This window comes from Williamsia sp. MIQD14 (assembly GCF_051025635.1).
Taxonomy (GTDB): Bacteria; Actinomycetota; Actinomycetes; order Mycobacteriales; family Mycobacteriaceae; genus Williamsia_A.
In genome coordinates, this window is sequence record NZ_JBPFDG010000001.1 from 386358 (window position 1) to 398788 (window position 12431).

Annotated in this window: 13 protein-coding genes and 4 tRNA genes; 2 read left to right on the top strand and 15 right to left on the bottom strand. The window is 67.9% G+C overall.

The annotated features are described in order from the left end of the window. The first annotated feature begins 64 nt into the window (after positions 1-64). Complete coding sequence (locus ACQ7HM_RS01525) at positions 65-2074, top strand: CocE/NonD family hydrolase (RefSeq protein WP_434215599.1); 2010 nt, start codon at positions 65-67, stop codon at positions 2072-2074. Between the two features lie 118 nt (positions 2075-2192). Here the strand turns inward: ACQ7HM_RS01525 and ACQ7HM_RS01530 are convergent, their stop codons facing one another. The 13 genes from ACQ7HM_RS01530 to ACQ7HM_RS01590 form a co-directional block, all read right to left on the bottom strand. Then, positions 2193-2696 carry a TIGR04338 family metallohydrolase gene (locus tag ACQ7HM_RS01530; protein WP_434214481.1) on the bottom strand — a complete coding sequence of 168 codons (504 nt, stop codon included), beginning with the start codon at positions 2694-2696 and terminating at the stop codon, positions 2193-2195. Continuing rightward, on the bottom strand, positions 2693-3514 hold the full coding sequence (locus tag ACQ7HM_RS01535; RefSeq protein WP_434214482.1) for a DUF2786 domain-containing protein: 822 nt from the start codon (positions 3512-3514) through the stop codon (positions 2693-2695). Before ACQ7HM_RS01535 ends, ACQ7HM_RS01530 begins: the two co-directional genes overlap by 4 nt. A 105-nt stretch (positions 3515-3619) precedes the next feature. Further along, positions 3620-4342, bottom strand: a complete 723-nt coding sequence (rplA, locus tag ACQ7HM_RS01540) for a 50S ribosomal protein L1 (protein WP_055792882.1) — start codon at positions 4340-4342, stop codon at positions 3620-3622. A 95-nt stretch (positions 4343-4437) separates the two neighbouring features. Next, entirely contained in the window at positions 4438-4872 is a 435-nt protein-coding gene (gene rplK, locus ACQ7HM_RS01545) for a 50S ribosomal protein L11 (protein WP_434214483.1), read from the bottom strand. A 102-nt stretch (positions 4873-4974) separates the two neighbouring features. After that, positions 4975-5802: a transcription termination/antitermination protein NusG gene (gene nusG, locus ACQ7HM_RS01550; RefSeq protein WP_434214484.1), complete on the bottom strand. Its 828-nt coding sequence runs from the start codon at positions 5800-5802 to the stop codon at positions 4975-4977. A gap of 102 nt (positions 5803-5904) precedes the next feature. Then, positions 5905-6366: a preprotein translocase subunit SecE gene (secE, locus tag ACQ7HM_RS01555; RefSeq protein ID WP_434214485.1), complete on the bottom strand. Its 462-nt coding sequence runs from the start codon at positions 6364-6366 to the stop codon at positions 5905-5907. Between the two features lie 97 nt (positions 6367-6463). After that, positions 6464-6536 (bottom strand) — tRNA-Trp (locus tag ACQ7HM_RS01560). Positions 6537-6758: 222 nt separating this feature from the next. Further along, positions 6759-7844 (bottom strand): fused (3R)-hydroxyacyl-ACP dehydratase subunits HadA/HadB, encoded by a 1086-nt coding sequence (locus tag ACQ7HM_RS01565; RefSeq protein WP_055792888.1) that lies wholly within the window; start codon positions 7842-7844, stop codon positions 6759-6761. Positions 7845-8003: 159 nt separating this feature from the next. After that, the gene (rpmG, locus tag ACQ7HM_RS01570) at positions 8004-8171 is read right to left on the bottom strand and encodes a 50S ribosomal protein L33 (RefSeq protein ID WP_045823858.1); all 168 of its coding nucleotides are present in this window, start codon (positions 8169-8171) and stop codon (positions 8004-8006) included. A gap of 86 nt (positions 8172-8257) precedes the next feature. Then, positions 8258-8331: transfer RNA gene (locus ACQ7HM_RS01575), tRNA-Met, on the bottom strand. 38 nt (positions 8332-8369) lie between these two features. Continuing rightward, positions 8370-8442, bottom strand: a tRNA-Thr gene (locus tag ACQ7HM_RS01580). A 153-nt stretch (positions 8443-8595) separates the two neighbouring features. Then, positions 8596-8679, bottom strand: a tRNA-Tyr gene (locus ACQ7HM_RS01585). Positions 8680-8857: 178 nt separating this feature from the next. Next, positions 8858-9766, bottom strand: coding sequence for a hypothetical protein (locus ACQ7HM_RS01590; RefSeq protein WP_434214486.1), 909 nt, complete (start codon positions 9764-9766; stop codon positions 8858-8860). A 197-nt stretch (positions 9767-9963) separates the two neighbouring features. On the opposite strand from ACQ7HM_RS01590, the gene ACQ7HM_RS01595 reads away from it, so the two are divergent. Next, the gene (locus ACQ7HM_RS01595; RefSeq protein WP_434214487.1) at positions 9964-10455 is read left to right on the top strand and encodes a YajQ family cyclic di-GMP-binding protein; all 492 of its coding nucleotides are present in this window, start codon (positions 9964-9966) and stop codon (positions 10453-10455) included. Positions 10456-10459: 4 nt separating this feature from the next. Here ACQ7HM_RS01595 and htpX read toward each other — a convergent pair whose 3' ends face one another. Together htpX and ACQ7HM_RS01605 are read right to left on the bottom strand one after the other, a co-directional pair. Continuing rightward, entirely contained in the window at positions 10460-11326 is an 867-nt protein-coding gene (gene htpX / locus ACQ7HM_RS01600; RefSeq protein ID WP_434214488.1) for a zinc metalloprotease HtpX, read from the bottom strand. 82 nt (positions 11327-11408) lie between these two features. Next, the gene (locus ACQ7HM_RS01605; protein WP_434214489.1) at positions 11409-12425 is read right to left on the bottom strand and encodes a polyprenyl synthetase family protein; all 1017 of its coding nucleotides are present in this window, start codon (positions 12423-12425) and stop codon (positions 11409-11411) included. Positions 12426-12431 lie beyond the last annotated feature (6 nt).

Below are 12431 nucleotides of genomic sequence, written 5' to 3' on the forward strand. Positions count from 1 at the left end.
AGCGATGAGCGTGCAGGTCGATCCACCCGAATTGCCGATGACCGACGTACCCGCGGGGTCCGCGATGCCTGCCCCCGCCCATCCCGCGTCCGCGCCGGGGACCGACCGCCGTACCCGCCCGACCCCGCTGCCCACCCTCCCGCTCGGCGATCCCACCGGTGGCGCCGACGCCCTCGAGTGGAAGCAGCTCGTCGACGGCCCCCTGCGCCACCCGCACGTCAGCATCGACCGCGACGTCGAGATCCGGATGTCCGACGGTGTCCTGTTGCGTGCCACCGTGATCCGACCGGCCGACCATCATCGGCGCGCGGTGTCGACGGTGTATCCGGCCGTGGTCAACATCAACCCGTACAACCGGGCCCTGCTCGACGTCATCGACACGGCCATCCACTCGCCCGTGGTCGGCCGCGGTGTGCGCGGAGTCGCGGGCGCCGTCAACATGACCGGAACGCCACTGTCGGGGGTCACCGACGTGACCCGCACGCTCTCCGGTGGCGCGCTGGACATCTTCGGTATCAACCGCAACCTCGTGCGCAGCGGCTACACCCAGGTGATCGTCGACGTCCGGGGAACCGGTGCCTCGCACGGCAAGTGGCAGATCCTCGGAGCCCGCGAGCAGCAGGACTCGGTGGAGATCTGCAAGTGGGTCGCCGCGCAACCGTGGTGCGACGGCACCTACGGCATGGCGGGCTGGTCGTACTCGGCGATCAACTCGCTGCAGGCCGCCGACAAGCGACCCGAGGGACTCAAGGCGGTGTTCGCGGTCGAGGGGTGCGAGGACATCGTCCGTGACATCTACATCACCGGTGGCCTGCCGTCGGCGTTCATCCCGATGTGGCTGTCCATCGTCAACGTCCTCAAGTGGATCCCGAACCCGGCGACGTCGGTGCGGGACATCCTGCGCGGCAACGCCGTCAAGTGGTTCGCCGACCGCGTGGCGTCACCGGCCACCGAGGTCGGTTCCCTGGCATGGGGTTTCCTCACCGGGCACGACGACCGCGTGTACGACGACCCGTACTTCGACGAGCGCGATCCCCTCGTCGACCGCATCGACGTCCCGACGTTCCTGTTCGGCGGATGGCACGACCTGTTCGGTCGCAGCGCCACCTCGATCTACTCCCACCTCGACATGGAGCCCGGTCGCAAGCAGCTCGTGGTCGCCGACGGCTATCACGTCGACGCCGGGTCGGGTTTCGGTGGACCGACCCATCCGCCGCGTGTCGATGTCCTCGAGCGCGCGTGGTTCGACAAGTGGCTCAAGGGGATCGACAACGGCGTCGACAACTACGGGCCGGTGACCCTCGAGCAGCAGGGCGGCTCGTGGACCTCCGGTGACTCCTTCCCCCGTGCCGGCGCGACGGTTCGCCGGCTCTACCTCGACGACAAGCGTTCGGGCACCGCGAGGCACGCCGTCCACGACGGCACGCTCGGCGGATCGCCGGTCACCGCTGCCCGGTCGCTCGGCGTCCGTCCCGACATGCGCGGGCTGCGCTCGCGGGACATGACCCAGGTGACCGCGGGGATCACCGCGATGTTCGGCAAGGACTTCACCACCGACGCGCGTCACCAGGAGGGCGGGGCGCTCGCCTTCACCACGCCGCCGGTCACCGAGCGCACGCAGATCAGCGGTGCGATGAACCTGCGACTGCACGTCTCGACCTCCGGTCAGGAAGGCATCTGGGCGGTCACCGTCAACGACGTCGCCCCCGACGGCACGTCGCGCGTCCTCACCAACGGTGCACTGACCGTCTCGAACCGGGCCATCGACCATGACCTGTCGGAATACGCCGAGGACGGCACGCTGCTGGTGGCCCACCACTACCTCAGCCGCAAGCGCAAGCTGCCGGTTCCCGCCGACGTCGCGCTGCCCATCGACGTGGACCTCGTCCCCACCGACGCCGTGCTCGACATCGGACACCGCCTGCGCGTCGACGTCTACGCCGGCAGCGTCCCGCGCTACCTCACGGTGATCCCCGACCTCATCCGCGCACACGGTCGCAAGCAGGACCTCGTCCTCGACCCGAAGCACCCCAGCTACCTCACGTTCCAGGCCATCGGCTCCCCCGGCTGGTGACCCCGCGCCCTCAGTTGGGCCGTCGTTTCCGTCAGTTGGGCCGTTATTTGCGCCAGGTGGGCCGTCGTTTCCGCCAGGTGGGCCGTCGTTCCGCTCGGTGGGGCATCTGCCGAACCCCTCAGCGCAACGCGATGCCGCTGTCGGTGAGGATCACGCGGTAGACGAATCCCGCCTCGGGGCCGAGGACGTCGGCGACCAGGTCGACGAGGGTGCCCACGAACTCCGGACCGTGGGGCACGACACCGGGTTCGGTCAGGTGATGCGACACCTCGTGCAGCACCACGAGTTCCCGCAGCGCCCAGCGCCCTTCCGTCGACTCGGGGACGGCGATCACCGGCGTCGGCGCCGATTCGTAGTGCGCACTGGTGTGCCCTCGGCGGGCCCGGACGCCGACATCGAGACCCGCCCGCGGGAACCGTTCCTGCACCGACGGGCGCGCCAGCACCCGGTCGACGTAGGTGCGCACCGACTCGACCGACCCGAACCGTGCCTCCGGCGGGAGGGTGATCGCGGTGCCGGCGAGTTCGACGGTGGGCTGCTCGGACTCGAACAGTGACAACACCATCGCCTCGGCGGCGTAGAGCGCCGAGCGTTGGGTGTCGCGGCCCCGCGAGGGACTCACCCCGATTCCAGCGCGCCGCGGCTCCCGTCGAGGTGGCCCTGTTCGCCGAGCCGGGCACGACGTCCGGCGGTGTCCCCCGCGCGCCGCGCCGCCTCGGAGTATCCGGCGCTCGCGCTCGCCCCCCGCCACGTACCGCGCGCGGTCGACTCGGAACGATGGAAGTCGACGACGGCGATCTCCTTGTCGCGCAGGGCGATCTGGGTCGACGACGATCGCGCGGAGGTCGCCGCGACGGCCTCGGCCCGTGCCTCGTCGCGCGCCTCGGTGAGACGCAGACCGATCCGCTCGGCGAACGCCGACTGGAAGTTGAGTCGCGCGGTGATCGGCGACAGCGGGGTCTGCTCGACCACACGGCGGGTGCGCCACCGCGAGTGCTGGGTCACCACCTTGTGCGCGACCTCGTTCTTGTAGCCGCCGGCCTTGAGGTAGGCGTCGCTCGCCGCGACCATCTGCACCACCAGTGAGCTGTAGAGCGCCTCGGTGCTGTCGATGTCGCCGGAGAAGCCATAGGCGAGCACGAAGGTGGAGTTGCTCGCGACATCCACCTTGACGTCATTGGCGTGGGCGATCGCGACGAACAGCGCCACATAGGTCCGCAGACCCCGCTTGCCCTTCGTCCCGATCGCGATCTGACGTGCCACCGGCGCCGTGCGCGCCGCGGCCGGATCGTGCGCCCGGGCGACCGCGAGATCGATCGACGCCGCCGTCGCCAGACGCTGCGCGGCCTGCATGAAGGTCTGCGCCTCGTGCTCGTTGTCGGTGCCCTCGGCCTGGCGCAGCAACCCGGCGATCCGGGTCAACAGTTTGTCGTCACGCATATCCCTCAGACTATCGAGACCGCGATTCGGTTCCGCCGCAGCACAAAGAACTCCCCGCGACGATCGTGATCGTCGCGGGGAGTTCTTTGTGGAGCTGGTGCCTGATCAGGCCTGCGCGTCCGCGGGCACCGCGTAGTTGCGGGTGACGGCCGGGTCGACCGGGATGCCGGGGCCCGAGGTGGTCGAGACGGTGACCTTCTTCAGGTACCGGCCCTTGGCCGCGGACGGCTTCGCGCGGAGGATCTCGTCGAGCGCGGCGCCGTAGTTCTCGGCGAGCTGCTCGGGCGCGAACGACGACTTGCCGATCACCAGGTGCAGGTTCGAGGCCTTGTCGACACGGAAGTTGATCTTGCCGCCCTTGATCTCGTTGACGGCCTTGGTGACGTCGGGGGTCACGGTGCCGGTCTTCGGGTTGGGCATGAGACCACGGGGGCCGAGGACGCGTGCGATACGTCCGACCTTCGCCATCTGGTCCGGCGTCGCGATCGCGGCGTCGAACTCGAGCCAGCCGCCCTGGATCTTCTCGATGAGATCCTCGGCGCCGACCTCGTCGGCACCGGCGGCGGTCGCCTCGGCGGCCTTGTCGCCGACGGCGAACACGATGACGCGGGCGGTCTTGCCCGTGCCGTGCGGCAGGTTCACGGTGCCGCGGACCATCTGGTCGGCCTTGCGGGGATCGACGCCGAGACGGATGGCGACCTCGACGGTGGCGTCGTACTTCGACGAACCGGTGGCCTTCGCCAACGCTGCAGCCTCCAGCGGGCTGTACAGGTTGTCCTTGTCGATCTTCTCGGCCGCGGCCAGATATGCCTTGCTCTTCTTGCTCATGTATTCATTCCTTCTCCGCAGCTACTGCGGATGGGTGGTGTGCGGACCGAGCCGGTCCTCCCACGCTGTCTGGTGTGTGAAACGGGCGGGACGGCTCAGCCGTCGACCGTGATGCCCATCGACCGGGCGGTGCCGGCGATGATCTTCGCGGCCTGCTCGACGTCGTTGGCGTTGAGGTCTTCCTGCTTGGTCTTGGCGATCTCGCGGACCTGGTCCATCGTGACCTTGCCGACCTTCTTGCTGTGCGGCTCTCCCGAACCCTTCTGCAGACCGGCCGCCTTGAGCAGCAGCTTGGCCGCGGGCGGGGTCTTCAGCTTGAAGTCGAACGAGCGGTCCTCGTAGACCGAGATCTCGACCGGGATGACCGTGCCACGCTGCGACTCGGTCGCGGCGTTGTAGGCCTTGCAGAACTCCATGATGTTCACGCCGTGCTGACCGAGCGCCGGACCCACGGGCGGGGCGGGGTTGGCCGCACCGGCCTGGATCTGGAGCTTGATGATCCCGGCGAGCTTCTTCTTCTTGGGGGGCATCTCTCTTTTACCTTCGTGTTGTCTTCGTGTGTGTCCGACGACCCGGTCGCACCCGGTGTCGGACGTCCCGCGTCCGCTGGAGACGCGAAGTCATGAAAAGGGTCAGATCTTCTCGACCTGTGCGAAGCCGAGTTCGACCGGGGTCTCGCGACCGAAGATCGACACCAGGACCTTGACCTTGCGCTGCTCGGCGTTGACCTCGGAGATCGAGGCGGGCAGCGTCGCGAACGGGCCGTCCATGACGGTCACGCTCTCGCCGACCTGGAAATCGACCTCGATGATCGACGCCGACGAGGTCTCGCCGCCCTCGGAGGCCGCCCCGGCCTTGCCCGCGACGGGCTTCTTGGCCTCGGCGCGCGGCAGCAGGAACTGCAGGACTTCCTTCATCGACAGGGGCGACGGCTTCGAGGTCATGCCGACGAAACCCGTGACGCCGGGGGTGTTGCGCACCGCGCCCCACGAGTCGTCGTTGAGCTCCATGCGCACCAGGATGTAGCCGGGCAGCACCTTGCGCTGCACCTTCTTCTGCTGGCCGTTCTTGACCTCGGTGACCTCTTCGGTGGGAACCTCCACCTGGAAGATGTAGTCGCCGACGTCGAGGTTCTGCACGCGGGTCTCGAGGTTCGCCTTCACCTTGTTCTCGTACCCGGCGTAGGAGTGGATCACGTACCAGTCACCCGGTGCGCGACGCAGCTCCTTCTTGAGCTCCTCGACCGGGTCGACCTCCTCCTCGGGCTCGGCGGGCGCCTCGTCGGTGCTTGCTGCCTCGTTGGTGCTCGGGGTGTCGTCGACGATCGATCCGGCGACGGCCTCGGTCAGCTCTTCGGTCGCGGCGACGTCGACCGGCGCGTCCAGGACATCGCTGCCCGACTCGATGGCCTCGAGGTCGGCATCCTGGATGCTCTCGGTGTCGTGCTCAGGGGTGCTCACTGCAGCCCACGCTCCCTTTCATTGCTTACCGTGTACATCGCTTCGCGCGAGGCACACCATGGTTGGCGCGAACGCCCGTCGTGATCTCCGAACCGGTCGGTGTCAGCCGAACAGCCAGAGCACGGCCTTGGCGAAGCCGAGGTCGATGCCCGAGATGAACGCCGTCATCACGACCACGAAGATCAACACGATGATCGTGTAGCGGACCATCTCCGAGCGGGTCGGCCAGATGACCTTCTTGAGCTCGCCGACGACCTGTCGCAGGAACGTCCACAAGCGGACGAACGGGTTGCGGCTGGTGGCCGTCGAGGTGTCGGTCCGGGTGGACCGTTCCTTCAGTGCGACGCCGCCGGCGGTGGTGGCACCGTCGGTGTCGGCGGCGGCCGAACGCTTGCCACGCGGTGTGGACGAGCGCTTGCCGCTGGGCCGGGCGTCGGAGTCCGCGGAGGTGGCGTCAACGCTGTCCGCGTTGGCGGTGGTGTCGGCGTCGGTTGCCTCGGCGTCGGTGTTGTCGGTATCGGGGACCGACCCCTTCGCACGGGCAGCTCTGTCGCGTCTGCTCACCTTCATCCTCTCGTCGAACGTGTGTCCGTCACGTGGCCGGGCCGCGTGATGTCCTGCGGTTCACCGAGAGCCGTGATGACACCGTTCTCGGCGAGGGCAGGGGCGACAGGACTTGAACCTGCAACCTGCGGTTTTGGAGACCGCTGCTCTGCCAGTTGAGCTACGCCCCTCTGGGCCGGTGGCGGGCACCGACCCGGTGGACACGACTCCACATGCACGACCATCGTCGCACCGGAGGAGCCGATTCCATCTTCGTTCCACACAATCAACGCGCCACCCGTGGGCAGCGCGCAGCTCGGTGAACCTCAGACAACCGAGTGTACGACACCCGATCGTGCGAACTCCAATTCGCTGTGGTCACGGGCGTGCAGGCCCGCGGCGGTCGAGGAGGGTCAGGAGAACTGGACGCTGGCCAGTGCGCGGCCGAAGATCTTCTTGCCGTTCGACTTGGCCGTGAGGGCGATCTGCCCGCGACGGGTCTCGGGATCGAGCGACTTCACCTTGGCGGTGAGGTCCATCTGCCCGTAGCCGTCGCGCGGGACGTAGACCGGCGCGGTGAAGCGCACGTTGTACTCGTAGACCGCGCCCGGGTCGCCGACGAAGTCGGTGACGTAGCCCGCGCTGATGCCCATGGTCTGCATGCCGTGGGCGACGACGGTGTCGAGGCCGACGATGTCGGCGATCTCGTCGCTGAAGTGGATCGGGTTGGGGTCGCCGGCCACACCGGCGTAGTTGATGAGGTTGCCGCGGGTCAGCTTCACCGTGCGCGGCTCGAGCTCCTGGCCGACGGTCAGGCTGTCGAAGCTGATCGCCCCGTAGGCCTTGGGCTCGACGGCCGGATCGGGCTCGGTGAAGAAGCCACTGTGGTCGGGGATCGTCTGACCGTGGTCGTAGGTCGCACCCTCGACCAGCATCGTGTGGGCGACGGTCTGCATGAACGACGGCGCGGGGGACTCGCCGGCGCGGGCCACCAGCGTGGTCCAGGTGGTCATGACCGGCACGTCGTGCTGGTTGTGGATCTGGTTCTTGGTGACGAGCACGTCTGCGCCGCCCATCTGGCGGTACGAGTCGAGCGACACCACGCAGATGAGCCGGTCACCGACCTCGACGGGCTTGTGGAACACGAGGCGCTGGTCGGTCTGCAGCATCTTCCACAGGTCCCAGCCCTCCACCATCTCCTCGAAGAGACGGCGCTGGGCGATCATGCCGGGGATGGCGACGAACGACAGCGGTGCGATCAGGGTCGAGTGACCGTTCGCGGTGGCCGCGGCCTCGTTCCAGTGGACGGGGTTGCCGTCCTGCACGGCCCGGGCGTACTCGCGGACCTTCTCGCGGCCCACCTCGTAGTAGTCCTCGACCGTGTAGTGGAAGCCGACCTGGGCCGCGGTGCGCTCGGCGATCTCCTCGGGCGACAGGCTCGTCTGGTTGGCCATGATGGCGAGGCGTTCCTCGACCGACGCAATGGACTGATCACTCATGTGTCACCGACCTGATCTGTGTTGGTTCTCGACCGTGAGGGCGACCATCGCGGCACGCGTCGTGGTCGCCGGGACGCCGTCTCCCGCGGGCGACGGGTACTCGACCCGATCGACGACGGAGACGACGCGTCCCGCCGGGCTACCGGCGGGACGGGTGGGTCAGCGCGATTCCTTGTGGCCCTGATGCTTGCCGCAGTTCGGGCAGAACTTCTTGATCTCGAGCCGGTCGGGATCGTTGCGGCGGTTCTTCTTGGTGATGTAGTTGCGGTGCTTGCAGACCTCGCAGGCCAAGGTGATCTTGGGGCGCACATCTGTTGAGGAGGCCACGGGGCTGCCTTTCGGGTGAATCGTTCTCGGGTACGGATGCCGACACCGGTGAGGGCGCCGCGTCCGCTGAGCTTGTCTCTCGGGAGTAGCGATGGCCGGACTCGAACCGGCGACCTAACGATTATGAGTCGTTCGCTCTAACCAACTGAGCTACACCGCCATGGCCGCCCAGTCCGGTGACGGTCTGGGAGTCCAGCGAGCCCCCTAACGGAATCGAACCGTTGACCTTTTCCTTACCATGGAAACGCTCTACCGACTGAGCTAAGGGGGCGGGACCCGAGGCGTTGTTCGACGCCCCGAGAGCCTTGTCGAGGTTACACAGCAGCCCCGAGTGTCGCCAAATCGCTGGGGTCCGGCGCTCGCTGCGGGCCGCTCAAGCCCGTATAAGCGCAGCTCACAAGGACTTTCAACAGTCCTTGATGAGTGGTGGCACGTGTAGGATTCGAACCTACGTAGCTTTCGCGACGGATTTACAGTCCGCTCCCATTGGCCGCTCGGGCAACGTGCCGTGTGTCGGACCCGCTCAACGCGATCTGGCGACGCCGTGAAGATTACAACGTCACCCCCGTGGTTGCGAAAACCGGTGGTCACGCGCAGTTTGCCGGTCCCGATGATTCGCACCGTTCCGCGCCGTTCGCACCCCGCTCGATGCGGGCGAACGACGCGATCAGGGGCGAACGTCTCGGTCACCGACTCCGCAGCGCCCGATCGATCCGCTCGATGACGACCTCGGGCCGGTGCAGGAGTTCGTTCCAGCTCCACCGCACCACGATGTAGCCGAGGTCGACCAGCTCCTGGGCTCGGAACTTCTCCTCGTCGAGGACCTCGCGAAGCGACTTCGACGAGTACTCACCGAAGTACTTCCCCATCCCGTCGCACTCCCCCACAACACCGAACTCCTCCCACCAGAAATCGACACGAGCGACCAGCCGGCCGCGATCACGGATCTCGTGTTGCAGGTCGGGGGTGGGCAGGTTCGAGCGACCGATGACGAGCCGACTCCACGATTCGAGCGGGCTCTCGGCGCGGCCGTCGAGCCCGGTCAGCACCGCTCTCGCTCGTCCACACCCGTCGACGGCCCCCAAGCCCTCCAGGACCGCGGTGAGCTCCTCGATGGTGCACAGTCGGCGTTGGAGGGCTGCATCTCCGGTGATGGTCGCCGTGCGCACCGACTCCGACCGGGCGAGGTCGACCACCGTGCGTGCCGCCGTGGTCGACCAGGCCCCGTCGATGACGGTCAGGTCGGCCGCGGACACGTTGCGATGCAGCGACACCACTGACGTCCGCTTCGAGCCCGAGGCGGTTCCGCCCACTCGTGCGAGCTGCACCCGGCCGAGATCGGCACCGGTGACCGGGAGCCTCAGATTGATCGCGGAACTCACGCGCGCGAGGGCGTCGCCGGAAGGACGGTCCCGAAGCACCCCCCGCGCCAGGGCGTGGTGTCGATCCTCCGGGAACGGCCCCAGATCAGCGGCGGGGAGCAGGTGACCGGCCGCGAGCTCGATCAGCCTGCCATCGCGCAGCGCAGCTTCCACGGCTACGCGGGTATGGCCCTGGGCCGCCAGGCGGCGGCGGGTCGTCGCAATCGCACTCATGGGCTTCAGCTTCGGCGACGCACGGCGTCCCGAGCCCCGCGAAGCGACCTCCCGCAGCCGGTTGTCCACAGTTGCCAATGGTGTTCACGCCACCTGGTGTCGTTCGCGCCGTCCCAGCGTGGTGCGAACGACACGACGCGGTGCGAACGCCGCACACCGAATCGGAAAACCGGACGAGGCTGACTACCCTGGCCCGCATGGCAGATTCATCATTCGACGTGGTCAGCAAGATCGATCGGCAAGAAGTCGACAACGCTCTGAACCAGGCCGCGAAGGAACTCTCGCAGCGCTACGACTTCCGTGGCACCAACACGAAGATCGACTGGTCGGGCGAGGAGACCATCGTGATCACCTCCGACACCGAGGAGCGCACCGAGGCCGCGCTCGAGGTGTTCAAGGAGAAGCTGATCCGCCGCGACATCTCGCTCAAGGCGTTCGACGCGGGCGAGCCGGCGTCGTCGGGCAAGGGCTACCGCCTGTCGGGCACGCTCGTGCAGGGCATCGACTCGGAGAAGGCCAAGAAGATCACCAAGGCCATCCGTGACGAGGGTCCCAAGGGCGTCAAGGCACTGATCCAGGGCGACGAGCTGCGGGTGTCGAGCAAGAAGCGCGACGACCTGCAGGAAGTGATCTCACTGCTCAAGGGCAAGGACTTCGAGATCGCCCTGCAGTTCGTGAACTACCGGTAGGCACTCAGCGCCCGCCGCGCGCCATCTCCTCGAGGCGCGCGATGCGCTCCTCCATCGGCGGGTGCGTCGAGAACATCTTCCCGATGCGCTCGCCGCCGCGGAACGGGTTGGCGATCATGAGGTGGCTCTGCGCGGCGATGTCGGTCTGCGGGGGCAGCGGTGCGGCCTGGACCCCGCCGGAGATCTTGCGCAGCGCCGAGGCGAGCGCGAGCGGGTCGCCGGTGAGTTCGGCGCCCGAGGCGTCGGCCTGGAACTCCCGTGACCGTGACACCGCCAGCTTCACCACGGTCGCGGCGATCGGACCCAGCAGCGAGATGAGGATGAGCGCGAACGGGTTGGGCCCGTTGTCGCGGTTGCCGCCGAACATCCCGGCGAACATCGCGAAGTTGGCCAGACCGCTCACGACGGCGGCCATGGCGCCCGCGATCGACGAGATCAGGATGTCGCGGTTGTAGACGTGACTCAGTTCGTGGCCGAGCACCGCGCGCAGCTCCCGCTCGTCGAGGATCTGCAGGATGCCCTGGGTGCAGCAGACCGCGGCGTTCTTCGGGTTGCGGCCGGTCGCGAAGGCGTTCGGCGCCTCGGTCGGGCTGATGTAGAGCTGCGGCATGGGCTGGCGCGCGGTGGTCGCGAGCTCACGCACGATGCGATAGATGACCGGTGCCTGCACCTCGGTGACGGGTTGCGCGTGCATCGCCTTGAGCGCCATCTTCGCGCTGTTGAAGTAGACGTAGGCGTTCATGCCGACCGCGAACAGGACCGCGACCAGCAGGATCGCCGGGCTCCGGAACGCGGCACCGATCGCGACGATGATCGCCGACATGGCGCCCAGCAGCAGCACCGTCTTCAAGCCGTTTGCGTGCCCGTGCATGGTGGTCGTTCTCCTCGGGTGAGCGGTGGGATTCACCCGCTCAACGCTCGAGGTTGCCTCGGGAGTTCCGACGCCGAGCGCGTCAGCCGATGCGGTCGACGGTGTAGGTGACCAGCGAGGTGAGCGCGTCGGTCGACGGGCTGGCCGGCAGCGCGGCGAGCTCGGCGAAGGCCTTGTCGGCGTAACCGCGCAGCGTCTCGCGGGCCCGATCCATCCCCGGCGAGGCGTTGAGGAGGGTGAGCGCCTCGGTGACGTCGGCGTCGTCGACGAGCGGGATCCGCTCACCGGACTCGCTCACGAGCAGGGCGCGCAGCCGGTCGGCGTCGGGGCCCGACTCTCGCAGCGCGTACAGCACCGGCAGCGTGTGCACACCCTCGCGCAGGTCGGTCCCCGGGTTCTTGCCCGAGTCGTCGGACTGCGAGCTGATGTCGATGATGTCGTCGGACACCTGGAACGCGGTGCCGATGGCGTCGCCGAGACGCGACAGGCGCTCGATGTCGGCGTCGGCGGCGCCGGAGGTCATACCGCCGAACCGTCCGGCCGCGGCGATCAACGACGCCGTCTTCTCCCACACCACGCGTAGGTAGTGGTCGACGGGATCGGTGCCCGCCTGGTTGCCGATGGTCTCGCGCATCTGGCCGGTGACCAGCTCGGCGAAGGTGTCGGCGATGATCCGCACCGACTCGGGACCCAGGGTCGAGACCAGTCGTGAGGCGCGGGCGAAGAGGAAGTCGCCGGCGAGGATCGCGACGCTGTTCCCCCACCGCGAATTGGCACTGACCGTGCCGCGTCGCATGTCGGCCTCGTCCATGACGTCGTCGTGGTAGAGCGTCGCGAGGTGGATCAGCTCGACGACGGTGGCCGCGGTGATGACCTCGGTCGCGTCGGGGCGGGGCCCGAACTGTGCGGCGAGGAGCGCGAAGAGCGGGCGGAAACGTTTGCCGCCGGCCTTGGCGAGGTGGGTGGCCGCCTCGGTGAGGAAGTCCTCGCCCGAGGACAGCTCGGCGAGGAGTAGTTCCTCGATGCGGGCGAGCGAGCCGCCGATCTCGTCGGAGAACTGCTCGGAGCCCATATCGAGCCCCATGAACGTCGTCTTCACGACGCG